General features: G+C 67.1%; 19 protein-coding genes and 2 pseudogenes. 15 read left to right on the top strand and 6 right to left on the bottom strand.

Going from position 1 to position 24,787, the window contains the following annotated elements:
- Positions 1 to 15 precede the first annotated feature (15 nt).
- From AZSP09_RS01820 to AZSP09_RS20515, 5 genes and pseudogenes are all read left to right on the top strand, one after another.
- Positions 16 to 1,095, top strand: coding sequence for an FIST C-terminal domain-containing protein (locus tag AZSP09_RS01820; protein WP_152088981.1), 1,080 nt, complete (start codon positions 16 to 18; stop codon positions 1,093 to 1,095).
- 3 nt (positions 1,096 to 1,098) lie between these two features.
- On the top strand, positions 1,099 to 1,530 hold the full coding sequence (locus AZSP09_RS01815; protein ID WP_152088980.1) for a DUF1841 family protein: 432 nt from the start codon (positions 1,099 to 1,101) through the stop codon (positions 1,528 to 1,530).
- A gap of 158 nt (positions 1,531 to 1,688) precedes the next feature.
- Positions 1,689 to 1,901 carry a hypothetical protein gene (locus tag AZSP09_RS20190; protein ID WP_232058834.1) on the top strand — a complete coding sequence of 71 codons (213 nt, stop codon included), beginning with the start codon at positions 1,689 to 1,691 and terminating at the stop codon, positions 1,899 to 1,901.
- Between the two features lie 12 nt (positions 1,902 to 1,913).
- Positions 1,914 to 2,267 (top strand): annotated as a pseudogene (locus AZSP09_RS20520) (cache domain-containing protein); the annotation flags it as partial.
- Positions 2,241 to 3,338 (top strand): methyl-accepting chemotaxis protein, encoded by a 1,098-nt coding sequence (locus AZSP09_RS20515; protein ID WP_332066817.1) that lies wholly within the window; start codon positions 2,241 to 2,243, stop codon positions 3,336 to 3,338. The pseudogene AZSP09_RS20520 and the gene AZSP09_RS20515, both read left to right, overlap by 27 nt.
- Before the next feature lie 74 nt (positions 3,339 to 3,412).
- On the opposite strand, the gene AZSP09_RS01805 is transcribed toward AZSP09_RS20515, so the two are convergent.
- Positions 3,413 to 5,509, bottom strand: a complete 2,097-nt coding sequence (locus AZSP09_RS01805) for a methyl-accepting chemotaxis protein (protein ID WP_152088979.1) — start codon at positions 5,507 to 5,509, stop codon at positions 3,413 to 3,415.
- Between the two features lie 226 nt (positions 5,510 to 5,735).
- Here AZSP09_RS01805 and AZSP09_RS01800 point away from each other — a divergent pair, with 226 nt between their 5' ends.
- The 6 genes and pseudogenes from AZSP09_RS01800 (at position 5,736) to AZSP09_RS01775 (ending at position 12,370) form a co-directional block, all read left to right on the top strand.
- Positions 5,736 to 6,584, top strand: a complete 849-nt coding sequence (locus tag AZSP09_RS01800) for an AAA family ATPase (RefSeq protein WP_130458724.1) — start codon at positions 5,736 to 5,738, stop codon at positions 6,582 to 6,584.
- A 2-nt stretch (positions 6,585 to 6,586) separates the two neighbouring features.
- A pseudogene (locus tag AZSP09_RS01795) lies at positions 6,587 to 8,053 on the top strand (ABC transporter substrate-binding protein); the annotation flags it as partial.
- Between the two features lie 9 nt (positions 8,054 to 8,062).
- Positions 8,063 to 9,010: a sensor domain-containing diguanylate cyclase gene (locus tag AZSP09_RS01790; RefSeq protein ID WP_269473829.1), complete on the top strand. Its 948-nt coding sequence runs from the start codon at positions 8,063 to 8,065 to the stop codon at positions 9,008 to 9,010.
- 3 nt (positions 9,011 to 9,013) lie between these two features.
- The gene (locus tag AZSP09_RS01785) at positions 9,014 to 10,195 is read left to right on the top strand and encodes a vWA domain-containing protein (RefSeq protein ID WP_152088976.1); all 1,182 of its coding nucleotides are present in this window, start codon (positions 9,014 to 9,016) and stop codon (positions 10,193 to 10,195) included.
- 94 nt (positions 10,196 to 10,289) lie between these two features.
- Positions 10,290 to 11,657: an esterase-like activity of phytase family protein gene (locus AZSP09_RS01780; RefSeq protein WP_152088975.1), complete on the top strand. Its 1,368-nt coding sequence runs from the start codon at positions 10,290 to 10,292 to the stop codon at positions 11,655 to 11,657.
- 11 nt (positions 11,658 to 11,668) lie between these two features.
- A complete protein-coding gene (locus AZSP09_RS01775) occupies positions 11,669 to 12,370 on the top strand; it encodes a histidine phosphatase family protein (protein ID WP_152088974.1) in 702 nt (233 codons plus the stop codon).
- A gap of 126 nt (positions 12,371 to 12,496) precedes the next feature.
- On the opposite strand, the gene AZSP09_RS01770 is transcribed toward AZSP09_RS01775, so the two are convergent.
- On the bottom strand, positions 12,497 to 13,087 hold the full coding sequence (locus AZSP09_RS01770; protein WP_152088973.1) for a DUF1415 domain-containing protein: 591 nt from the start codon (positions 13,085 to 13,087) through the stop codon (positions 12,497 to 12,499).
- Positions 13,088 to 13,232: 145 nt separating this feature from the next.
- Positions 13,233 to 15,071: a GspE/PulE family protein gene (locus tag AZSP09_RS01765; protein ID WP_232058832.1), complete on the bottom strand. Its 1,839-nt coding sequence runs from the start codon at positions 15,069 to 15,071 to the stop codon at positions 13,233 to 13,235.
- A 100-nt stretch (positions 15,072 to 15,171) separates the two neighbouring features.
- Between AZSP09_RS01765 and AZSP09_RS01760 the strand changes: the two genes are divergently transcribed.
- The 4 genes from AZSP09_RS01760 (at position 15,172) to AZSP09_RS01745 (ending at position 19,035) form a co-directional block, all read left to right on the top strand.
- The gene (locus AZSP09_RS01760; protein ID WP_152088972.1) at positions 15,172 to 15,468 is read left to right on the top strand and encodes a hypothetical protein; all 297 of its coding nucleotides are present in this window, start codon (positions 15,172 to 15,174) and stop codon (positions 15,466 to 15,468) included.
- A 224-nt stretch (positions 15,469 to 15,692) separates the two neighbouring features.
- Positions 15,693 to 16,559 carry a phosphate/phosphite/phosphonate ABC transporter substrate-binding protein gene (locus tag AZSP09_RS01755; RefSeq protein ID WP_152088971.1) on the top strand — a complete coding sequence of 289 codons (867 nt, stop codon included), beginning with the start codon at positions 15,693 to 15,695 and terminating at the stop codon, positions 16,557 to 16,559.
- Between the two features lie 4 nt (positions 16,560 to 16,563).
- Entirely contained in the window at positions 16,564 to 17,994 is a 1,431-nt protein-coding gene (locus tag AZSP09_RS01750; RefSeq protein WP_014238014.1) for a sensor histidine kinase, read from the top strand.
- A 9-nt stretch (positions 17,995 to 18,003) separates the two neighbouring features.
- Entirely contained in the window at positions 18,004 to 19,035 is a 1,032-nt protein-coding gene (locus tag AZSP09_RS01745; RefSeq protein ID WP_152088970.1) for an HD-GYP domain-containing protein, read from the top strand.
- 66 nt (positions 19,036 to 19,101) lie between these two features.
- On the opposite strand, the gene AZSP09_RS01740 is transcribed toward AZSP09_RS01745, so the two are convergent.
- From AZSP09_RS01740 to htpG, 3 genes are all read right to left on the bottom strand, one after another.
- The gene (locus AZSP09_RS01740; protein WP_130458734.1) at positions 19,102 to 20,133 is read right to left on the bottom strand and encodes a response regulator; all 1,032 of its coding nucleotides are present in this window, start codon (positions 20,131 to 20,133) and stop codon (positions 19,102 to 19,104) included.
- Positions 20,130 to 22,631: a PAS domain S-box protein gene (locus AZSP09_RS01735; protein WP_172974673.1), complete on the bottom strand. Its 2,502-nt coding sequence runs from the start codon at positions 22,629 to 22,631 to the stop codon at positions 20,130 to 20,132. The genes AZSP09_RS01740 and AZSP09_RS01735 overlap by 4 nt, the downstream gene beginning before the upstream one ends.
- Positions 22,632 to 22,770: 139 nt before the next feature.
- Positions 22,771 to 24,687 (bottom strand): molecular chaperone HtpG, encoded by a 1,917-nt coding sequence (htpG, locus tag AZSP09_RS01730; protein WP_152088968.1) that lies wholly within the window; start codon positions 24,685 to 24,687, stop codon positions 22,771 to 22,773.
- Positions 24,688 to 24,787 lie beyond the last annotated feature (100 nt).

Below are 24,787 nucleotides of genomic sequence, written 5' to 3'. Positions count from 1 at the left end.
TCCCGAGGCACTGCCATGACTGTCGCCACCGCCCTGGTTTCCGGCAACGATCCCCTGCCCCGCCTGGCGGAGGACGCGGTGCGCCAGGCCCTGGACAAACTCCTTGCCGCCGGCGCCAGCCACGCCAACAGCGTGCTGCTCTACCTGACCCAGGACTTCTCCCGCCAGGTGCAACCGGCCCTGCTCGCCGCCAGCCGTGCCGCCGCCTGCACCCAGGTGGCCGGCAGCGTGGCCGCCGGCCTGTTCACCGAGGAAGGCTGGGTGCTGGACCGGCCCGCCGCTGCGGCCATGGTTTTCGCCGGCCCCCTGTCCCTGGTGCCGGGCCGTCCCGGCGCCGCGCCCCTGCTCTCCCTCGCCTCCGCCTCCAGCCTGCCGCCGGAATGGGCGACCCCGGGCAGCCAGCGCTTCGGCGCCCTGCACCTGGACGCCCTGGCCAGCGAACCCGGGCCGCTGTGGCAGCAGGGCCGCCCCTGCGCCGACCACCGCCTGTCCCTGGCCATCGCCGGCAGCCAGGCCAGCGTCGCCCTCTCCTGCGGCCTGCGCCTGCTCACCGAACCGGCGCCGGTGGTGGAGGTGCGGGGACACGACCTGCATACCCTGGGCCAGCAGACCGCCCTGGATTCCCTGCTGCGGGCCCTGCCCCTGGAACAACGGGAGCGGCGCCTGCTGCACCACGTCACCGCCGTGGTGGCGGAACCGGGCCATGCCCTGGACCGTCCCGAGGGCACTTACTGCCGCCTGCTGCCGGTGATCGACACCGGCCCGGAAGGTGTCGTCACCCTGGCCGACAAGCTGGTGCCGGGCCAGTCCCTGGCCTGGGCGGTGCGCCAGCCCCTGGCGGCGGAACAGGAAATGCGCGACACCCTGGTGGCCCTGGGCGATGAGCTGCCCCGGCCCAGCCTGGGCCTGATGTTCTCCTGCATCGGCCGCGGCCCCTATTTCTACGGCGGCGAGGACCGGGACCTGCTGGTCTTCACCGAACGCTTCCCCGGCGTGCCCCTGCTGGGCCTCTACGGCAGCGGCCAGATCGCCCCCAGCAACGGCGGACGGCTGCTGCACAACAGCGTCGTCACCGCCCTCTTTTCCGAGATTTAAGCCATGTTCAATCCCAGCCGCGACCAGGTGCGCCGCTTCTTCTGCGACGCCTGGCAAAAAGACCGGCAAGGCCTGCCCCTGGTGGGCGCCGAAACCATCGCCGTGGACCTGATCCGCCTGCATCCCGAATACCACGCCCTGCTGGCCGACGTGGAGCGGGCCCTGAGCCAGGAATGGACGCCGGAGGAAGGGCAGATGAATCCCTTCCTGCACCTCTCCCTGCATCTGGCGGTGGAGGAGCAGATTTCCATCGACCATCCCCGGGGCATCCGGGAAGCCTTCCACGCCCTGGCCCGGCGCCTGGACGATCCCCACGCCGCCAAGCACCGGCTGCTCGAATGCCTGGGCGAAGCCGTCTGGCATGCCCAGCAGGCGGGCAACCAGCTGGACCCGGAAGCCTATCTGGAAGCCGTCAAGCGCGCCGGCCGCGGCTGAATCTGACACCTGGCTGACAGCAGCCACCCCCACCCCCTGGAATTCCGCGCCTGTCGCGGACTTTGGCGGGCACTTGTCATTCCCCTACGGACAGGTGCAGTATTTAGCCACATTAGCCAAAAGTAATAGACAAAAAACCTACACCCTGGGGGAAATCCATGTTTGCGAAACTCTCGCTCAAGACCAAGCTCGTCTTGCTGCTGGTCATGTCCGTCATCGGCATGGTCCTGCTCACCGGCCTCAGCGCCTGGGGGGTGAAACGGGACCTGACCGACGGCCGCAAGGCGGTGGTCAAGGCCGCTGTCGAATCGGCCTACAGCATCGCCGCCAACTACCAGGCTCTCGAAGCCGCCGGCAAGATGAGCCGGTAAGAGGCCCAGAAGGCGGCCCGGGAAGCCATGCGCCACGGCCGCTACGGCGGCGCCGACGGCAAGTCCGAATACTTCTACGTCTACAGGAGCGACGGCGTCACCGTCATGCACACCACCAAGCCGGAATGGGAAGGCATCAGCAAGGTGGAAGAGGTGAAGGACGTGCTCGGCCGCTATACCCTGAAAAACATCCTGGCCGCCTCCAAGGCCGCGCCCGAGGGCGCCTTCGTCGAAACCCTGTTCCCGCGCCCGGGCCAGCCGGCGGACAAGGCGGTGGAGAAGCTACAGTACCTGAAGCTGTTCGCCCCCTGGGAATGGGTCATCGGCAGCGGCATCTACATGGACGATGTGGCCACGGAAGTGCGGGAGCGGGCCCTTTCCGACACCTTCATCGCCGCCATCATCCTCATCGCCGTGGCGGTGGCCACCTTCCTGGTGGGCGGCAGCATCCGCCAGCAGGTGGGGGGCGAACCCGCCGACGTCATCAAACTGATGAGCCAGGCCGCCGCCGGCAACCTGGCGGTGGAGGTGGGCAATGCGCCCAAGGGCTCCATGCTCGCCTCCTTCGGCCAGATGGTGAGCGAACTGCGCCAGGTGATCCGGGAAATCGGCAACAGCGCCACCGCCCTCTCCAACAACGCCGAGCGCATCAACACCGCCTCCCAGGAAGTGTCCACCGCCTCCCAGCACCAGGCCGACGCCACCTCATCCATGGCCGCCGCCATCGAGGAACTGACGGTGAGCATCAACCACATTTCCGACAGTTCCCGGGATACGGAGGCCGACTCCCACAATTCCGCCAGTCTGGCGGCCGACGGCGAAACCCGGGTCACCACCGCCTCCAGCGCCATCAAGAACCTGGCCGGCTCGGTCACCGGCGCCTCGGAGAAGATCCGCCACCTGGAAGGCCGCATCAAGGAAATCTCCGGCATCGCCGGCGTCATCAAGGAGATCGCCGCCCAGACCAACCTGCTGGCCCTCAACGCTGCCATCGAGGCGGCCCGGGCCGGCGAGCAAGGCCGGGGCTTCGCCGTGGTGGCCGACGAGGTGCGCAAGCTGGCCGAACGCACCGCCTCCGCCACGGTGGAAATCGAGGACATGATCGTCAGCATCCAGACCGAAACCGACGAGACGGTGCAGGTCATGGATGCGGCCCTGCCCCAGGTGGAAGAAGGCGTCACCCTGGCCGAATCCGCCGCCGACGCCCTGCGGCAGATCCGCGAAGGTTCGGAGACCACCCTGCACCGCATCCAGGAAGTGGCCGAAGCCACCCGGGAGCAGAGCACCGCCAGCACCAGCATCGCCCAGCGGGTGGAGCAGATCGCCCAGATGGTGGAAGAGACCTCCGCCGCCATGCGCAACACGGCCGAGACCGCCGAGGCCCTGGACAACATCGCCCGGGAGCTGAACACCATGGTGGGCCGCTTCACCACCTGATACCGGCCCGGCACCAATGACAAGGGGCGCCCGCGGGCGCCCCTTTTGTTTGCCGCTGCCGGCGCCAGGCCGGATCAGCGATACAGGCGGAAGGCGGCCAGGATGGCGCGCAGGCCCTCGGCCGTGGACACCAGGGCCTCGGTGGCCCGCTGGGCCTCCTGGGCGGTAGCGGTGTTCTGCTCGATGAGCACGGAAATGTGCTCCATGCTGCCGTTCACCTCCTGGCTGGCGATGCTCTGCTGCTGGGAGGCTTCGGAAATCTGCCGGGCCATGGCGCTGACCTGCTGGGAAGCGGCGGTAATGCCCTCCAGCCCGGCCACGCTCTCGCGCATCATGCCGATGCCCTCCTCCACCTCCCGCACCGCCTGCTCCATGCGGCTCACCGCCTCGTGGGTGGCGCCCTGGATGGCGCCGATGTTGCCGGTGATGTCGGCGGTGCTGGTGGTGGTGCGCTCGGCCAGCTTGCGCACCTCGTCGGCCACCACGGCAAAGCCCCGACCCGCCTCGCCGGCCCGGGCCGCCTCGATGGCGGCGTTGAGGGCCAGCAGGTTGGTCTGGTCGGCGATCTCCTTGATCACCTGGGTGATCTGGCCGATCTGGTCGATGGCCGTGTTCAGCTCGTGCAGGGTGGCCGAAGAACCGGTCACCGCTTCCACCACCCGGTTGGTGACGGCCATGCTGCGGCCGATCTGGGTGTTGCTTTCCTCCACCAGCCGTTCCGAGTTCTGGGCCGCGCTGGCAGTCTCCCCGGCGTGGCCGGCCACTTCCTGCACCGACTGGGAGAATTCCTCCGTGGCGGCGGCAACGCTCTGCACGTCGTCCAGCTGCTGCTGGGACTTGGCCGCCACCAGGGCCACCTCGGATTCCAGCTGGCTACAGCGCTGGTCCATCTGGCGGGAGGCTTCCTGGATCTGGTCCAGCATGGCCTTCAGGGTGGCCTGCATGGTGGCCAGCTGGCACAGCAGCTGGCCGGCCTCGTCGCGCCGGCTGATGTCGATATCGCTGGTGAGGTCGCCCTCGGCGATGAGCTTGAAGGTGTCGATGGCCTGGCGCATGGGATTGACGATGGCCCGCACCAGCAGCCAGCCACCCACCACCGCCAGGGCCAGGGCCGCCAGGGTGGCCAGGGCCATGGCCCACAGGATGTTCTCGTAACGTGCCTGGGCCCGCTCGAAATCGGCCCGGGCCGAGGCCTTCAGCTCATCCACCAGGGCCTTGCCGGCCTGCTGCACCTGGCCGTAGATGGGGTTGATCTTGGTCAGCAGCAGCACCGAGGCCTGATGGAAATCCCCGGCCTTGAGGGCATCCCGGGCCGCATTGACGCCTTCGGCAGAAAACTGCTTGCGTGCCTCCCCCAGCTGCTCCACCAGCTGCCGCTCCTTCTCCGACAGGGGCAGCTTCTGCAGGGCTTCGAGCTGGGCGTTGATCTGCTGCCGGTTGGCCAGGGTCTTTTCCAGATGCACTTCCAGGCCGTGGTCGTGCAGCTTTGCCAGTTCGCTCTTGGGATCGTGCTGCAGGGCCAGCATGATCTGGGAGCGGTTTTCCCCCAGCAGGGCCAGCACCTCGTTCACCACCGTAGTCGGCTCCAGCTTGCGCTGGTACTGCTCCTGCAGGCTGGCGTTGCCTTCCTGCAGGCCGGAGAGGCCGATGCCGGTCACCACCGCAGTGATGGCGACGAAGGCCGCCATCATGGCCCCAAGGCGCCCCTTCACCGAGAGGCGGGACCAGAAGCCGGCAGCGGACTGGGGCAGGGAGGCGTTCTTGTTCTCCCGCAGGCGCTGGTAGAGGGCCTCGGCCGCCTGCACCTTGTCCCGGGCCGGCGGCGTACGCACCGACATGTAGCCTTCGGTATGGCCGTTTTTCACCACCGGCACGACGAAGGCCTCGACCCAGTAGAAGCCGCCGTCCTTGCTGCGATTCTTCACCAGGCCGCGCCAGGGATTGCCCGACTTCACCGTGCGCCACAGGTCGGCAAAGGCCTGGGGCGGCATGTCCGGATGGCGCACCAGATTGTGGCTGGCCCCGATCAGCTCGTCGCGGGAGAAACCGCTGATCTCGACAAAGGCGTCGTTGGCATGGGTGATGATGCCCTTGAGATCGGTTTTGGAGACCAGATACTGATTCGGGGGAAAGGGAATCTCTTGATTTGTAACCGGAAGATTGATTTTCATCGTTGCTGTCGCGAAAAAGGGGCTATGCCAGGAGACTAAGGAAAGACGCCATTCCCGGGAATGGCATGACTTTGGTAATAATCATTTTTGATCATAGCAAAACGGCAGAAATGGCAAGCGGTACAAATCAACAAAAGGTCATTTAGCGCTGTCGTTACAATGATGAAAAAAATAGCAGGACGCCGCCTTGCCGACGTCACGCCCCCAACCCCACCGGAGCATCCCCATGACCCCACGTTTCGACGGTTCCGAGCGTTACGTCGCCCCCCGGGAACTGACCCTGGCGGTGAACGCCGCCGTGACCCTGCAACGCCCCCTCCTGATCAAGGGCGAACCGGGTACCGGCAAGACCCTGCTGGCGGAGGAAGTGGCCCGGGCCCTGGGCCTGCCCCTGTTCCAGTGGCACATCAAATCCACCACCAAGGCCCAGCAGGGCCTCTACGAATACGATGCGGTGTCCCGCCTGCGGGACGGCCAGCTGGGGGACCCCAAGGTTTCCGACATCGCCAACTACATCGTCAAGGGCGTGCTGTGGCAGGCCTTCGAGAGCGAGACCCCGGCGGTGGTGCTGATCGACGAGATCGACAAGGCCGACATTGAATTCCCCAACGACCTGCTGCGGGAGCTGGACCGCATGGAGTTCCACGTCTATGAGACGCGGCAGACCGTGCGGGCCCGGCACCGGCCCCTCATTTTCATCACCTCCAACAACGAGAAGGAACTGCCCGACGCCTTCCTGCGCCGCTGCTTCTTCCACTACATCCGCTTCCCCGACCGGGAGACCATGGAGAAGATCGTTGCCGTGCACTACCCGGAACTGAAGCGGGAACTGCTGCAGGAGGCCCTGGAAGTGTTCTTCGGCCTGCGCGAGATGGCCGGGCTGAAGAAGAAGCCCTCCACCTCGGAACTGCTGGACTGGCTCAAGCTGCTGCTGGCCGAGGACATTCCGGCCGAGGCCCTGCGCAGCAAGGATGCCCGCACCAGCATTCCGCCCCTGCACGGCGCCCTGCTGAAGAACGAGCAGGACGTGCATCTCTTCGAAAAGCTCGTTTTCCTCGCCCGACAGGGACGCTGACCATGCCCCCCGGAGCCGCCCACCGCCGCCTGCTGCGCCATCTGCTGCCGGCCCTGTGCCTGCTGCTGGCGGCAGGTGCGGCCGGCGCCCTGGAAAGCGTCACCCTGCAGCTCAAATGGCAGCACCAGTTCCAGTTCGCCGGCTATTACATGGCCCAGGCCAGGGGCTATTACCGGGAGGCGGGCCTGGAGGTGCGCATCGTCGAAGGCCGGGCCGACACCGACCCGGTGGCCGAAGTGCTGGCCGGCCGGGCCCAGTACGGCATCGGCGCCTCCGAACTGCTGCTGGAACGCAGCCGGGGCAAGCCGGTGGTGGCACTGGCCGCCATCTTCCAGCACTCGCCCCTGGTGCTGCTGGCCCGGGCCGGCGGCCCCATCCACCGCCCGGCCGACCTGGAAGCGCGGCGCCTCATGCTGCTGCCGACGGAGGCCGAGCTGTTCGCCTTCCTGCGCCGGGAACAGGTCAAGGAGGAACGCCTGCAGCGCGTCCCCCACTCCTTCTCCGCCGCCGACCTCATGGCGGGCAAGGTGGATGCCGTTTCCGGCTATCTCACGGACGAAACCTACGAACTGGAAAAGGCCGGTTTCCCCTACCTTTCCTTCTCGCCCCGGGCCGCCAACATCGACTTCTACGGCGACACCCTGTTCACCGCCGAAGCCCATGCCGTCGCCCATCCGCAGCAGGTGGAGGCCTTCCGCCGCGCCAGCCTGCAGGGCTGGGCCGCCGCCCTGGCCGATCCGGACGCCGCCGCCCGGGAGATTCTGCAGCACTACTCCACCCGCCACAGCCTGGAACACCTCCTCTTCGAGGCGGAACGCATGCGCCCCCTGATCGAGCCGGCCCTGGTGGAACTGGGTCACATGAGCCCGGCCCGCTGGCGCCGCATCGGCGACACCTATGCGGAACTGGGCATGATGCCCCGGGACTATGCGGTGGAAACCCTGCTGTACCGCCCGGCCGGCCCCCAGCCCCTGCCGCCGTGGGTCTGGGTTGTCCTGGCGCTAGCCGCCCTGGCCCTGCTCATCGCCCTCTACATCCATCGGCTCTACGGGCGTCTGCAGGGACAGATGCACCAGCGGGACAGCAGCGAACGCAACCTGCGGGCGAGCCGGGAACACCTGGCCCGCATCTTCGAGACGGCGCCCCTGGCGGCCATCGTCTACGACCAGGAAGCGAGGGTCCTGGAATGGAACCACCGGGCCGAGGAAATCTTCGGCTGGCGCCGGGAGGAAATGCTGGGCCGCAGCTTCTTCGAGCACATGGTGCCCGAAGAGGCCCGGTAGCAGGTGCAGGGCATCGTGGACAGCATTTTCCGCGGGCCGGAAATCCAGTATTCCCTCAACCGCAACCTGACCCGGGACGGCCGCGCCATCCTCTGCGAATGGAGCAACGCCATCCTCCGCGACGAGGCCGGCGGGCCGCCCAGCGTCATCGCCCTGGCCGCCGACGTCACCGAGCGGGAGCGGGTCCGCGCCGCCCTGCAGGACAGCGAGCAGCGCTACCGCACCCTGCTGGAAACTGCCCCTTTCCCGGTGGTCATCACCCGCCTCCGGGACAGCCTGGTGACCTACATCAACCAGCGGGCCGCCACCTGCTTCCAGGTACCCCAGGAGGATGCCGTGGGGCGCCATGCCCCGGACTACTGGGTGGATATGGGCCAGCGCCAGCGGCTGATCGAGGAACTGCGGCAGAAGCAGGTGGTGACCGACATGGAAGTGCGCCTGCGGGATGCGGCCGGCCAGCCCTTCTGGGCCCTCCTCTCGGCCCGCATCCTGCTGGAGGAACAGGAACCCCTGGCCTTCGTCTCCTTCAACAACATCAACGAACGCAAGGCGGCGGAAGAGGCCCTGCAGGCCCTCAACGGCGAGCTGGCCTACCGCCTCCAGGAAATCAACCTGCTGCAGGCACGGCTGCAGGAGCAGGCCACCCGGGACGCCCTCACCGGCCTCTACAACCGCCGCTATTTGGATGAGACCCTGGAGCGGGAAGTGGCCCGGGCCCAGCGGGAAGGCTATCCCCTGGCCGTGGCCCTGCTCGACATCGACCACTTCAAGCAGCTCAACGACACCTACGGCCATCGGGCCGGCGACGAGATGCTGCGCCAGCTCGGCCACTTCCTCCAGGCCCGGGCCCGCAGCGGCGACGTACCCTGCCGCTACGGCGGCGAGGAGTTCCTGCTGGTGCTGCCCGGGGTGGACCTGGAGACGGCCCGCCAGCGTGCCGAGGAATGGCGTGCCGGCTTCGCCGGGCTGACGGTGAACTTCGGCAGTCTGGCCCTGCAGGCCACCCTCTCCGTCGGCGTCGCCTGCTACCCGGGCCACGGCAAGAACGCCGACGCCCTGGTGGATGCGGCCGATGCCGCCCTCTACCGGGCCAAGGCCGGCGGCCGCAACCGGGTCGAAGTGGCCGGCGCGGTGGAGGAATAGGCCATGCTCGCCGGATTCCTCCTGCACCTGCGGGACGCCCGCCTGCCCGTCTCCACCACCGAATTCCTCACCCTCCTGGGGGCCCTGCAGGCCCGGGTGGTGGGCCCCAGCCTGGACGACTTCTACATCCTGGCCCGGGCCTGCCTGATCAAGGACGAAAGCCTCTACGACCGCTTCGACCAGGCCTTCGCCACCTACTTCCGGGAAGTGGAAAGCCTGCCCGGCTTCGACGCCGGCGCCGTGCCCGAGGAATGGCTGCAACTGGCCGCCCGGCGCCACCTCAGCGCAGCCGACCGGCAGAAGCTGGAGGCCCTGGGCTGGGAGCGGCTGATGCAGCAGTTCCGGGAACGGCTGGCGGAGCAGAAGGAGCGCCACGCCGGCGGCAGCAAGTGGATCGGCACCGGCGGCAGTTCCCCCTTCGGCCACGGCGGCTACCATCCGGAAGGCATCCGCATCGGCGGCGAGAGCGGCGGCAACCGCACCGCAGTGAAGGTGTGGGAGAAGCGGGAATTCCGCAACCTGGACGACTCGGTGGAACTGGGCACCCGCAACATCAAGGTGGCCCTGAAGCGTCTGCGCCGCTTCGCCCGCAGCGGCGCCGCCGAGGAACTGGACCTGGAAGGCACCATCGCCGGCACCGCCCGCAACGCCGGCACCCTGGACCTGCAGCTGCGCCCGGAGCGGCACAACGCGGTCAAGGTGCTGCTCTTCCTCGACGTGGGCGGCTCCATGGACGACCACATCCAGGTCTGCGAGGAGCTGTTCTCCGCCTGCCGCAGCGAGTTCAAGCACCTGGAGCACTTCTACTTCCACAACTGCGTCTATGAAAACCTGTGGCAGGACAACCGGCGCCGCTTCGACCAGCGCATCGCCACCAGCGACGTGCTGCACAAGTACGGCAGCGACTACAAGCTGATCTTCGTCGGCGACGCCACCATGAGCCCCTACGAAATCCTCTACCCCCAGGGCAGCGTCGAGCACTCCAACCCGGAGCCGGGGGCCGCCTGGATCCGCCGCCTCACCGAGGCCTTTCCCCACGCCGTCTGGCTCAACCCGGAACCCCAGCGGCGCTGGGAGCACACCCAGTCCATCCAGCTGCTGCAGGACCTGCTGGGCCGGCGCATGTATCCCCTGACCCTGGCCGGCCTGGGCGAGGCCATGAAGCAGCTCTCCCGCAGCGGCTGAGAGCATCGCCCCGGCCGGGACGCCGGCTTCTGTCACCATCCTGCAACAGGCTTCTCCTAGGCTTGGCTGCTTCATCCCCACCCATGGAAGAAGCATGAGCCCCAAGACGCCCCTCGCCCTGGCCTTTGCCGCCGCCCTGGCCCAGGTTCCCGCCCTGGCCGACCAGGCTTTCCCCTCCACCCTGGCGGGCCATGCCGTGCTGCCGGCCCGCACCTTCATCGCCCCGCCCAAGGATGCCCCGGCCAGCCTGGCCGTCTCCGGCAAGTACACCGGGCCCGAATCCCGGCGCGTGGACACGCCCGCATCCCTGCCCGGCACCTCCTATCTCTCGGACAAGAACGCGCCCCGTCCCACCGGCGTCTCCCTGCCCTTCAAGGGCCAGCCGGTGCAGGGCTTCTCCGGCATCAAGCACGCCGACCAGGGCCGCTACTGGGTGCTGCAGGACAACGGCTACGGCGCCCGCAACAACAGCGCCGACGCCCTCCTGATGTTCCACCTGCTGCAGCCGGACTGGGACCAGGGCGGCGTCAAACTGGTGAAGAGCGCCGCCCTGCACGACCCGGACCAGAAGGTGCCCTTCCTCATCGTCAACGAAGGCACCCGCCAACGCTACCTGACCGGGGCCGACTTCGACATCGAATCCATCCAGCCCCTGGGCGATGCAGTGTGGTTCGGCGACGAGCTGGGCCCCTACCTGCTCAAGACCGACCGCCAGGGCAAGGTGCTGGCCGTGTTCGAGACCAAGGTGGACGGCAAGGTGCTCAAGTCCCCGGACCATTTCAGCGTCACCACCCCGGCCACCAGCGGCAGCTTCACCACCGTGGCCCGCCGCTCCCGGGGCTACGAGGGCATGGCCGCCTCCAGGGACGGCCAGTTCCTCTACCCCCTGCTGGAAGGGCCCCTGTGGAATGCCGAAGAGAAAAAATGGGAACAGCAGGACGGCCGGGAATACCTGCGCATCCTGGAGTTCAGCGTGGCCCGGGGCGAATGGACGGGCCGCTCCTGGAAGTACCGCCTGGAGCAGAACGGCAACAACATCGGCGACTTCAACATGATCGACGCCGACACCGGCCTCATCATCGAGCGGGACAACGGCGAGGGCCTGCCGGAGCACGCCTGCAACGGCCCGGCCCGCCCGGACTGCCAGAACGTGCCGGCCAGATTCAAGCGCATCTACAAGATCAGCCTGAAGGACGCCGACGGCGACGGCTTCGTGCGCAAGATCGGCCACATCGACCTGCTGGACATCGACGATCCGAAGCACCTGGCCCGGCGCGGCGGCAAGGACGGCAAATTCACCTTCCCCTTTGTCACCATCGAGGATGTGGACGTGGTGGACGGGGAGCACATCGTTGTCGCCAACGACAACAACCTGCCCTATTCCGCCGCCCGCCAGCCCAACCTGCAGGACGACAACGAGTTCATCCTGCTGCGGGTGCCCGAACTGCTGCAGGCCCGCTAAGGAGAGACGCCATGGGCAAACGCCAACGCTTCGCCGCCCTCTTCGCCCTCTGCCTGGGCCTGGCCGCCAGCCTGCCGGCCCGGGCCGAGGAGGCGGTGCTGGATCTGTACCTGGCCCGCCACGGCCAGACCGCCTGGAACCTGGAGAAGCGCCTGCAGGGCAGCACCGACAATCCCCTCAACGACACGGGCCGCAGCCAGGCCCGGCAGCTGGGGGAAAAACTGGCCGGCGAAAACTTCGCCGCGGTCTATAGCAGCAGCCTGGCCCGGGCCCGGGAAAGCGCCGCCCTGGCCCGTCCCGGAATGACCGTGCAGGCCCTGCCGGAGCTGGCCGAACGCAGCTTCGGCAAGTTCGAGGGCATGGCCGAGGACGGCCGGGAAGGGCAGGAAGCCGCCCTGCTGGCCGAGTTCAAGGCCCGCAGCGGCAAGCTGGAGGACAGCCTGGACGGCGGCGAATCCCTCGCCAGCCAGGCCCGGCGCGTGGCCCAGGCGGTGGAACGCATCCGCCGCGAGCAGCCCCGGGGCCAGGTGCTGGTGGTCAGCCACGGCGGCGTCACGCCCCTGATCCTGGCCCACCTGCTGCAGCTGCCGGTGGCCGAGGCGGTGGCCCGCATCCGCCAGGGCAACGACGAGGTCTATCTGGTGCGCCTGCGCCCCGGCCAGGCCCCCTCCCTGTGGAAGCTGCTGGGCCGGGACAGCCTGGAGCAGCTGTAGGCGGCCGGCACCGGCAAAGACAAAGGCCCGGGAGGCAGCTCCCGGGCCTTTTTTCATGGGGCCATGCCGCTCACGCCCAGGGGGCGCGGCGTTCGGCCATGGCACGGCCAGCATGGCCGCCCTTGCTTACTCCTGGCCCGGCTCCTCCTGCAACAGCTTGCGCCAGCCCTCGTGACCGAGACGGCGCACGGTGGCGATGTTGCGTTCGTAGATGCTCTCCGGATCGGGGAAAGCGGCCACGGCCCGGTCGATGCTGGCCTCCCGCAGCAGGTGCAGGGTCGGATAGGGGGAACGGTTGGTGACGTTGTCGATGTCGTCCGCCTCGCTGCCGGCGAACTCGTAATCCGGATGCAGGCTGGCCACCTGGTACACGCCCTCGTAGCCCAGGTTGCGGATGAGGGCCTCCACCTCCTGCAGGAAGAAGTGGTAGTCGAGGAAGTCGGTGAGCACGTCCGGATGGATCAGCAGGGTGGTGTCGAGCAGGGCCGGGTCGGTCTCGCTCAGCAGGGTGAACTCCCGCTCCAGTTCTGCCAGCAGCTCGTCCGGCGTGGCGGCGGCGCTGAGGGCGTAGCGGATCTGCTTTTTCACATGCACCGACTTGGCGAAGGGGCACAGGTTGAGGCCGATGACGGCCCGCTCCAGCCAGCGCCGGGTGTCGGCGAGAATTTTCCCGGCCGCCTCGGCGTCGGGATAGGGGTGGAGAACCTCAGGCAGCATGGGCGTCTTTCGCGGAAAAGGGGGGGGCGCCGGAAATGGCACGGGAATGGGACGGGATGGGGCAGGCGGCGGAAGCTGGACGCCCCGGCCACGGAGATGAATGGATGCCGCCGACCGCAGCTGGGCCGGAGAACCGCGCGGAGCCTCAGCCCTGGCTGGCCGGGGGCGCCACCTTGATCACCTCTTCCAGGGTGGTGAGGCCGGCGGCCACCTTCATGGCGCCGGAAATGCGCAGGGGCTTCATGCCTTCCCGGTAGGCCTGCTCCCGCACCTTGGCCACGTCGGTGGTGGTGGTCACCAGCTTTTTCACTTCGGGGGACATCAGCAGCAGCTCGTACAGGCCCATGCGGCCCATGTAGCCGGTCATGCGGCACTCCAGGCAACCCACGGGCTGATAGATCTGGGCCGGACGCTTGGATTTCCACGGCGCCACCAGGCTGTCCCAGATTTCCTCGTCCTCCCGCCGCAGGTCCACCGGCTTCTTGCAGTGGGGGCAGAGGGTGCGCACCAGGCGCTGGGCCATGACCCCGAGCATGGTGGCGTTGATCAGATAGGGCGCCATGCCCAGGTCCAGCAGGCGGGAAATGGCGGAAGGCGCGTCGTTGGTGTGCAGGGTAGACAGCACCAGGTGGCCGGTGAGGGCGGCCTGGATGGCCATGTCGGCGGTTTCCCCGTCGCGGATTTCGCCGATCATGATGATGTCCGGGTCCTGGCGCATGAGGGCGCGCACCCCGTCGGCAAAGCCCAGGTCGATGTTCTGGGAGACCTGCATCTGGTTGAAGGACTGCTCCACCATTTCGATGGGGTCCTCGATGGTGCACACGTTCACTTCCGGCGTCGCCAGCTGCTTCAGGGTGGAATACAGGGTGGTGGTCTTGCCCGAGCCGGTGGGGCCGGTCACCAGGATGATGCCGTTGGGCTGGCTGGTCATGGACTGCCAGCGGACCTTGTCCTCCTCGCCGAAGCCCAGTTCGGCGAAGTCCCGCACCAGCACCTCCGGGTCGAAGATGCGCATCACCAGCTTCTCGCCGAAGGCGGTGGGCAGGGTGGACAGGCGCAGCTCCACCTCCTGGCCGCCGGCGGTGCGGGTCTTGATGCGGCCGTCCTGGGGGCGCCGCTTCTCGATCACGTCCATGCGGCCGAGGAGCTTGATGCGGCTGGTCATGGCGGCCATCACTGCCATCGGGATCTGGTACACCTGGTGCAGCACCCCGTCGATGCGGAAGCGCACGATGCCCAGCTCGCGCCGGGGCTCGATGTGGATGTCAGAGGCCCGCTGCTCGAAGGCGTACTGCCACAGCCAGTCCACGATATGGACGATGTGCTGGTCGTTGGCGTCGAACTGGCGGTTGGTCTTGCCCAGCTCCACCAGCTGTTCGAAGGAGGAGAGGCCGCTGACCTCGCCGCCCCCGGCCGCCGCCTTCTTCACCGAGCGGGCCAGGTTGTAGAACTCGACCAGATAGCGGGCGATGTCCTGGGGATTGGCCACCACCCGGCGGATGTCCTTGCGCAGGATGGGCTTGAGCTCCTTCTCCCACTCCCGCAGGAAGGGCTCGGCGGTGGCGATGATCACCTCCCGCGTGGTCACCTGGATGGGCAGGATCTTGAAGCGGCCGGCATAGGTGTTGGAGACCACCTCGGTGACGGCGGAGAAGTCGATCTTGAGGGGGTCGATGTGCAGGTAGTCGAGGCCCACCTTGGCCGCCAGCCACTCGGTCAGGGTTTCCAGGATCAGGGGCTTGTGGGGCGGGACCAGGGACTTCCAGTTCTGGTCGGCGATCACCACCAGGGGATGGACGTCGCCCCGGTGATAGCGCCGCTCCTTGACCAGGCCGTCGGCCACCACCGCATCCACCATGCCGTCCTCCACCAGCAGCTTGACCAGTTCCCCCAGGGTCAGGCGATGCTCGGCGACGGTGGCTTTGGCGGAAGTGGCGCTGGCGGAAGTGGAGGCTGGCATGGCGGCGGAAAATGTCGGAAACATGGGGCGGAACTGATCCGCACTATAAACGAATCCCGCGCCGCCCGGGGGCGCGGCAAGGGCGCTATACTCAGGCCATACGCATTTTTACATTGGACCGACCATGAAAGCCCCGGCCACTGCCCTGCTCCTGCTGACCCTCCTCTGCGCCCAGGCAGCCGTGTCGGCCCCGGCCGAGCGGAGTCCGGCCGGCAAGACCCCGGCGGCAGCCCCTGCCCCGCTCCAGGCCGACTGCAGCAAGAGCCGCCAGCCCCAGCGCTGCGAAGCCATGCAGAAGGCCCAGGCGGCCTGCCAGGACAAGTTCGGCCCCGAGCTGCGGGACTGCATCAACCGCCATACCAGCAGTCATCCCAACAGCCACCCCGGCGCCAAGAAGGCCGCCAAACAGCCCGCCAAATAAGGCTGCCAGCCGGCCCCGGGCCACGGCCCGGAGCCCTTCTCCAGCCTGGCCCGCCGCCCTTCGCCATTGAAACCCTACTCTTAATAGGGGATACTGGCGCTCCCCCGTTTGCCCCTCCGCCGCCCCCGGGGACGGCAGCGCCACTCCGCCCCCGCAGCTTCCGGGTAGGGCATGCGCAGCGGACAACGGGACGTCCGGCACTCATCACCCGAGGAGGAACCACCATGGGACCGCTGCTCCGGCGCCTGTCCGGCCTGCTGTGGGCAGGCCTGCTGATGCTCCCCCTCGCGGCCCCTGCCGCCCCCGCCACCGCAAAGACCACCGCCGGCAAGCCGGCGGAGCGGGTCTACACCCTGGGGGTGACGCCCCAGTTCGAGCGGCGCCAGCTCTTCGCCATCTGGAAGCCCATCCTCATCGAGCTGGAAAAGCGCACCGGGCTGCGCTTCGACCTGGCCATCATGCCCGACATCCCCAGCTTCGAGCGCCAGTACAACGCCGGCGCCTTCGATTTCGCCTACATGAATCCCTACCTGATGGTGGCCAACCCGGCCGGCTACATTCCCCTGGTGCGGGACGAGACGCCGGTCACCGGCATCCTGGTGGTGGCCAGGGACAGTCCCTTCCGCACCCCGGCCGACCTGGAAGGCAAGGAAATCGCTTTCCCCGCCCCCAACGCCATCGGCGCCAGCCTGCTCATCCGGGCCGAGCTGGTGCGCAAGTACAAGGTCAATTTCACGCCCCGCTACGTCAATTCCCACACCGCCGTCTATCTCTCGGTGACCCAGGGCCTGGCCAGCGCCGGCGGCGGCGTGCAGAAGACCCTCAACGAACAGAAGCCGGAAGTGCAGGAACGCCTGCGGGTGCTGTACCGCACCGCCGCCTTCGCCGCTCACCCCATCGCCGCCCATCCCCGGGTCGATGGGGCCGTGCGCGAGCAGGTGCGCAGCGCCCTCCTGGACTTCGCCGCCACCCCGGCGGGCAAGGCCCTGCTGCAGGAAATTCCCCTGGCCCGCATGGTGCCCACCGCCATGAAGGACTACCAGCCCCTGAAGGACCTGGGCCTGGAAGACTTCTTCGTCCCGGAACGCTGAACCCATGACCCTGCGCCTCAAGCTGCTGCTGCCCCTGGCCCTGGTGTGGACCGCCTTCATCGCCTATCTCTACGGCATCTGGCTGCCCGACTCGGTGCGCTACCAGATCGCCGTCTTCGAGCGGCAGCAGGAGCGGGAAATGCACAACCTGACGGAAAGCCTGCTGCCCCTGGTGGTGGCCCGACAGCTGGGGGACATCCACGACACCCTGGATTCCCTGCGCCAGGAAAATCCGGAATGGGTCGAGGTGGTGCTGCAGGACCACGAAGGGCGCCAGCTCTACCCCCTGGCCGGCACTCCCGTCCCGCCGGCCGGCCCCGACGAGCAACTGCACACCCAGCAGCTGAACCTGGCCAACGACAGCGTCGGCAGCCTGCGCATCCGGATCAGCCACCGGGCCCTGCTGGAAAGCGTGGCCCAGTCCCAGAAGACCCTCTTCGCCCTGCTCGCCTCGGTGCTGCTGGGGGCCTTCCTGGCCCTGGGCGTGGTGCTCGACGCCACGGTGCGGCGCCCGGTCAACCGCCTCATGACTGCCGCCCGGGAACTGGCCGAAGGCCGCTTCGACGCCCACCTGCCCCCCGGCGGCAAGGACGAGATCGGCACCCTGGTCAATACCTTCGCCGCCATGCGCGACCAGGTCCAGGCCACCCAGCAGAGCCTGCGCCAGCTCAACGAGCACCTGGAACAGCGGGTGCAGGAGGAACTGGCGAAGAACCGGGAGAAGGACCACATGCTGATCCAGCAATCCCGCCTGGCGGCCATGGGCGAGATGGTGCACAACATTGCCCACCAGTGGCGCCAGCCCCTCAACGCCCTCTCCCTGCTGGTGCGCAACATCAAGGACGACTACGACTTCCAGGCCCTCACCCCGGAAGTCATGGACCGCTCGGTAGCCGACGCCCAGCGCCTGCTGGGGCGCATGTCCACCACCATCGACGATTTCCGCGACTTCTTCCGTCCGGAAAAGGAGATGACCCAGTTCGACGTCAGCCATGCCGTGGAAGAGGCGGTGTTCATCATGCAGGGCACCCTGAAGAGTCACGGCATCGAACTGGTGGAAAAACTGGACCCCGGCGTCGAAGCCGAAGGCTTCCCCTCCCAGTTCGCCCAGGCGGTGCTCAACATCCTGGCCAATGCCAAGGAAGAAATCCTGGCGCGCAAGGTCGCCGCCGGCCGCATCGAGATCGAACTGCAGCGCCAGGGCGAAACCATCCTCCTGCGGGTCAGCGACAACGCCGGCGGCATCGCCCCGGAGATCCTGCCGAAGATATTCGACCCCTACTTCACCACCAAGGACAAGGGCAGCGGCATCGGTCTGTACATGGCCAAGACCATCATCGAACACAATATGAACGGCAGCATCAGCGCCGCCAACCTGGGTGACGGCGCCTGTTTCACCCTGACCGTGCCGGTGCGCCAGCCGAAAAAGAATTAGAATACGCTCATGGACTCCCATACCCCGCCCGGACTCGATCTGAACTTCCTGCAAGGCCTGCGCCTGCTCTACGTGGAAGATGAAGACGAGGTGCGGGAACTGCTCTCCCGCTTCCTCGGCCGCCGCGTCGGCACCCTGGAGGTGGCCGTCAATGGCAGGGAAGGCCTGGAAGCCTTCCTCAAGGGCGAGTACGACGTGGTGGTGACCGACATCAAGATGCCGGAAATGGACGGCCTGGAAATGGCCTCCAGGATTCGCGCCACGGGCCATGCGGTGCCCATCATCGTGGTCACCGCCTACAGCGACCGGGATTACCTGCTGCGCTCCATCGACCTGGGGGTGGACCGCTACGTCACCAAGCCCATCGACCCGGATGCCCTGCTCACCGCCATCCACGACGCAGTCATGGTGCGTACCCAGCAGAAGGCCCTGCTGGCGGCGGAAACCCGCATTGCCGACATCCTGCAGCAGACAGTGATGGCCCTGGCCCGTGCCATCGAGATGCGGGACCCCTACACCGACGGCCACCAGAAGCGGGTTTCGGCCCTGGCGGCAGCCATCGCCAAGGAAATGGGGCTGGCGCGGGAGGTGGTGGAAGGGGTGCGTTTCGGCGCCCTGATCCACGACATCGGCTCCATCCGCATCCCCAGCGAAATCCTGTGCAAGCCGGGCAAACTCAAGCCCATCGAATTCGAGATCATCAAGAACCACTCCCAGGCCGGCTACGAGCTGCTCAAGGATGTGGACTTCCCCTGGCCCATCGCCGAGATGGTGCGCCAGCACCACGAGCGCCTGAACGGCTCCGGCTATCCCCAGGGCCTCAAGGGTGAGGCCATCCTGCTGGAAGCCCGCATCCTGGCCGTGGCCGACGTGGTGGAAGCCATGAGTTCGGACCGTCCCTACCGCCCCGCCCTGGGGCTGGAGCAGGCCCTGGCCGAACTGGAAAGCGGCGCCGGCCAGCTTTACGATGCCGAAGTGGTGAACGCCTGCGTGCGCCTCATGCGGCGGCGGCCCGATCTGCTGCCGGAGCAGGGGCTGTAAGCCAGCCTGCCGGGGGCCGAGCCCTCCCCGTCCTTTCCCATTGTTGCCGGTGTTATGCGGCCGCTCTCAGGCGGCCGTCCCCACGTAGCGTTCCGGATTGCTCTCCAGCACCGCCAGACAGGCATCCACCGCGGCCCCGTCGTAGAGGGTGCCCCGGTGCTGGCGGATTTCCTCCTTCGCAGCTTCCAGACCCAGGGCCGCCCGGTAGGGACGGTCCGAACTCATGGCTTCCACCACGTCAGCCACGGCGATGATGCGGGCCTCCAGGGAAATCTCGTCCCCTTTCAGGCCCTGGGGATAGCCGGAGCCGTCCAGGCGCTCGTGGTGCTGGCGCACCATCTGGGCGATGGGCCAGGGGAAGGTGGCGTCGCCAAGGATCTCGTAGCCCGCTTCCACATGGGCCTTGATCAGGGCAAACTCGTCCGGCGAGGGTCGCCGCGGCATGCTGAGGAACTCGGCCGGCACCTGGATCTTGCCGATGTCGTGGATCGACGCCCCCACCCGGATGCCCGCCACCTGGGCGGCCGGCAGGCCCATGCGTTCGGCGATGGCCCCGGCCAGCTGGGAGACCCGCTTCTGGTGGCCGTCGGTATACGGGTCCCGCACTTCGATGGCCCGCGCCAGCACCGCCACCACCTGGTTCAGGGCCTCGGTGGTTTCCTCCCGGGCCCGCTCGATTTCCCGCTGGTGGAAATGCATCTTGGCGCTGCGGCTGACCGCCTCCATGAGCAGGAAAGGGTCCACCGGCTTGGTGATGTAGCGGTCGATGCCGATCTCGATGGCCCGCACGAAATAGTCCATCTCGTTGTAGGCGGTGATGACGATCACCGGCACTTCCCGCTGGATGTCCTTGATGGCGGCGGCCATGGAGAGGCCGTCCATGACCGGCATGCGCACGTCGGTGACCACGATGTCGTAGCCGCCGTGCTGGCGGAACAGTTCCAGCCCTTCCTGGCCGTTGGCCGCCACGTCCACCTTGGCAAAACGGCGGGAGAGGAAGCGGGTCAGTTCCCGGCGCACCTCTTCCTCGTCTTCGACGTAAAGCAGGCTGAGGGTGCGCAGGAATTCCGCGTCTTGGTCTTTTTCGAGGGCGTTCATTGCATTGGGGCCGTGGGCGGAAGGGTGTACAAAGGCACGGTGAGGACGAAGCGGGCGCCTTCGGCGGTGTTTTCAGCCCTTATTTTACCGTGCATGCTGCGCTCCAGTATCATTTTGGTCATATACAGGCCGATGCCGCTGCCCTGCTCCTTGGTGGTGAAATAGGGCTCGAAAATGTGCCCCAGGACGTTGCCGGGGATACCGCCGGCGTTGTCCTCCACCGTCACTTCCACCTGGCCGTCGCAACGGCTGACCTGCAGGCGGATGCGGGCCGGGCGCACATGGCGCTCCTGCAGCACCTCCTTGGCGTTGGCCAGGACGTTGAGCACGGCCTGGGAGAACTGGCCGTGGAAGCCCCAGGCCCGCAGGTCCGGCTCGATGGCCCGTTCCAGGGCGATATCGTTGTTCTTCAGGGAGGCCTCCATGATGAAGGCCGCATCCTCCACTGCCGCCCCCAGGTCGAAGTCCGCCGGGTCCCGGTCGGGACGGAAGAAATTGCGGAAATCGTCGATGGTGGTGGACATGCGCTGCAGCAGCTTCAGGGCCCGGCCCACGCTTTCGTCCAGGGCCGCCGCATCCAGCTGGCCAAACGCAAAGTCGTCGCGGATGTTGGCGATCACCAGGCCCAGGGCGTTGAGGGGCTGGCGCCACTGGTGGGCGATGTTGTGCACCATCTCGCCCATGGCCGCCAGGCGGGACTGCTGGATCAGCAGCTGGTCCTTTTCCCGGTTGCTCGCCAGCTCCTCCTGCACCCGGGCCTCCAGGCGGCTGTTGAGGGCCTGCAGTTCCGCTTCCAGGGTCTTGCGCTCGGTCACGTCCCGGTTGCTCACCCGCCGCCCCAGGGCCTCGCCCTCCTCTCCCACCACCGCCTGGCAGCCGTGGGCGATCCAGCGCACCTGCCCGTCCCGGCGCACGATGCGGAAGTCCACCATGTGCTCGTGATGGAAGACTGCCTGGTTGAGGTGTTCCTGGAACTCCTGCCGGTCGTCGGGGTGGACGATCTGCTGCAGCAGGGAAGGATCGTCGGCAAAGGCCTGGACCCCGTAACCGGTGATGCGTTCCACCGAGGGGGTCATATAGACGATGCGGCCGTCGGCCCCCTGCCAGTATTCCCAGTCGTAGGTGAAGTCGGCCATGGTGCGGAAGTTCCGCTCGCTTTGCCGCAGGCTGTCTTCCGCCCGCCGCTTCTCGCCCACGTCCTCGACGATGCCGATGCCGCCGATGATGGTGCCGCTGGCATCGCGCAGGGGATTGGCGCGGAAGGATATCCACACGTCGATATGGCTGAGGGTGGTGCGGTAGCTGCCGTCGTAGGTGCCGCCCTCCCCGGCCAGGGCCTGGCGCATGGCCGGCAGCACCGACTGGTCCCGCAGGCGCTGCAGATCCAGGCCCTGCAAGGCCTGCACCGTGCTGCCCACCATGGTGGCAAAACGCTCGTTGCAGAAGGTCAGACAGAGACGGGAATCGAAGTGGATGACGCCCACCGGCAGGTTTTCCAGCAGCAGGCGGTAACGTCCCTCCGTCTCGGCCAGGGCCCGCAGGGCCGACTCCTCCTGCCGTTCGCCACGCCGGTTGATCACCAGCAGGCCCAGCACCACCGCCGCCAATAGCAGGCTGCCGGCACTGTAGTAGTAGAGCTTGCTGCGCCAGTTGCTGAGGTAGTCCTCCGGCGCCATGCCGGCAAAGACGTAGAGCGGATACTCGCCCACCTTGCGGATGCTCACCAGCCGTTCCACCTGGTCCGTGCCGCTGCGGATCTTCATCAGGATTTCCCGGTCGCCCCGGGCCATGTAGGGCTGGGCCGGATGGGATTCCACCGGCTGGCCGATACGGTCGTCCCGGGCCGGGAAGCGCATCAGCATGCGGGCACGGGTGTCGCGGATGGAGACATTGCCGTGGGGCCCCAGATCCAGGCTCTGGTAGAAGGGGGCAAAGGATTCAGGCAGGAAGGTGGCCACCACCACCCCGGCGAAACTGCCGTCCGCATTGTTGAGGCGGCGGCTTACCGCCAGGGTCCACTTGCCCGTGGTGCGGCCCAGCACCGGCTCGGCGATCACCAGGCCCGCCTCCGGGTTCTGCACGTGGGCGGTGAAATGGCTGCGGTCCGCCATGTTGTAGGGCGGCAGGGGACTGAGGGAGCTGTAGAGGAAATCCCCCTTCACATTGACCAGGTGCAGGCCATGGACCTCGGGCACGATCTCCCGCTTGGTCCGCAGCAGCCGCTCCAGCTCCTCGCCCCGGGCGCCACGCTGGGTCTGGGAACGGGCCATGTCCTCGGGGGTGACGTGGCCCTGCACGTCCTGCAGGATCTGGTCGATGTTGCGGATGCGGGCTGCGGTGTGCAGCTCCATGAGGTGGCCCAGGTTGCCCACCTCGACCCGGGCCCGCTCCTCCAGACCGTCGTAGTCGCTCTTCAGGCTGACGCCGACCAGGATGAAAAAACCCAGGAGACCGGACAGGCCGGCCATCAGGGGGAGGCGGGAATGGCGGAATTTCATGGCGGTCTTTGTTATATCCACGTACGGCGCGTGGTTTCTTTCCGCCATGCTAAGCCCTCGCCGGCGGAAACGCCAGAAATACGAAGGGCGGGAAAGCGGCCATGCCGCCTCCCCGCCCTCGCCTGCCCTGGCTGCGGACTTACTTGCCGCCCAGGGACAGGGCCAGCATCAGGTCGTTGATGCGCTTGACGAAGCCGGCCGGGTCTTCCAGCTGACCGCCTTCGGCCAGCTGGGCCTGTTCGAAGAGCAGGTTGGCCCAGTCGTCGAAGCGGGCTTCCTCATACTTCAGGCGCTGCACCGCGGGATGGTGGGGGTTGATCTCCAGGATGGGTTTGACCTCCGGTGCCTTCTGGCCGGCGGCCTTGAGCATGCGCGCCAGGTTGCCGGAAAGGTCATGCTCGTCGGAGACCAGGCAGGAGGGGGAATCGGTCAGGCGGTGGGTGATGCGCACATCCTTGACCCGGGCCTCCAGGGCCTGCTTCACCTTGTCGGTGAGTTCCTTGTACTCGCCGGCTTCCTTTTCCTGCTCCTTCTTCTCGGCCTCGTCCTCCAGCTTGCCCAGATCCAGGCCGCCCTTGGCCACGGACTGCAGCGGCTTGCCGTCGAATTCGGTGAGGTGGCCCACCACCCATTCATCGACGCGGTCGGAGAGCAGCAGCACCTCGATGCCCTTCTTGCGGAAGATTTCCAGGTGGGGGCTGTTCTTGGCGGCGAGGAAGGTCTCGGCGGTGACGTAGTAGATCTTCTCCTGGCCTTCCTTCATGCGGGAGACGTAGTCGGCCAGGGAGACGTTCTGCTCGGTGGTGTCGTGGTGGGTGGAAGCGAAGCGCAGCAGCTTGGCGATGCGTTCCTTGTTGGCGAAGTCCTCGCCCACGCCTTCCTTCAGCACATTGCCGAATTCCTTCCAGAAGCCGGCGTACTTTTCCTTCTCCGCGGCGTCGTCGCTGTCGGCCATGCCTTCCAGCAGGGACAGCACCTTCTTCACGCAGCCGCCGCGAATGGTCTCGATGTCCTTGCTCTGCTGCAGGATTTCCCGGGAGACGTTGAGCGGCAGGTCGGCGGAATCCACCACCCCGCGCACGAAGCGCATGTAGAGCGGCATCAGCTGCTCGGCATCGTCCATGATGAAGACGCGCTTTACGTAGAGCTTGACGCCGTGACGGGCGTTGCGGTCCCACAGGTCGAAGGGGGCCCGGGCAGGGATGTAGAGCAGCTGGGTGTATTCCTGCTTGCCTTCCACCTTGGCGTGGATCCAGCCCAGGGGATTTTCGAAGTCGTGGGCGACGTGCTTGTAGAACTCCTGGTACTGCTCTTCCGTGATCTCGCTCTTGGGGCGGGCCCACAGGGCGTTGGCCTGGTTCACCGTCTCGTCTTCGTCGGTGGCGACCTGTTCCTTCTTCTCCTCGTCCCACTTCTCCGCCTTCATGACGATGGGCAGGGTGATGTGGTCGGAGTACTTGCGGATGATGGACTTCAGCTTCCAGGCGTTAAGGAAGTCGTCCTCGCCGTCCTTCAGGTGCAGGATCACGTCGGTGCCGCGGCCGGCCTTCTCCACCATTTCCACGGAGTAGTCACCGGCGCCTTCGGATTCCCATTTCACCGCCTGGTTGTGCTCCAGGCCGGCGCGACGGGAAATGACGGTGACCTTGTCGGCGACGATGAAGGCGGAGTAGAAGCCGACGCCGAACTGGCCGATGAGGTGGGCATCCTTCTGGGCGTCGCCGGAGAGGGAGGCGAAGAATTCCTTGGTGCCGGACTTGGCGATGGTGCCCAGGTGGGCCACGGCTTCCTCCCGGGAGAGGCCGATGCCGTTGTCGGAAATGGTCAGGGTGCGGGCCGCCTTGTCGAAGGAGAGGCGGATTTTCAGCTCGGAATCGTCGCCGTAGAGGCCGTTGTTGTTGAGGGCCTCGAAGCGCAGCTTGTCGCAGGCGTCGGAAGCGTTGGAGACGAGTTCGCGGAGGAAGATTTCCTTGTTGCTGTAGAGGGAATGGATCATCAGCTGCAGCAGCTGCTTGACCTCTGCCTGAAAGCCGAGGGTTTCCTTGGGTGCGCCCATGCAAGACTCCGTGGGTAAAAAGTGGGAACGAACGGTTGCCGCCGTGCCGGCCCGGGGGCCGGCGCGGTCGTTGCCCCGGAAAATGGGGACGGCAATCAGG

It is taken from the genome of Azospira sp. I09 (assembly GCF_009177135.1).
GTDB classification, from domain to species: domain Bacteria; phylum Pseudomonadota; class Gammaproteobacteria; order Burkholderiales; family Rhodocyclaceae; genus Azospira; species Azospira oryzae.
Note: the sequence above shows the minus strand (reverse complement) of the source record. Positions and strands in the feature narration are given on the sequence as shown.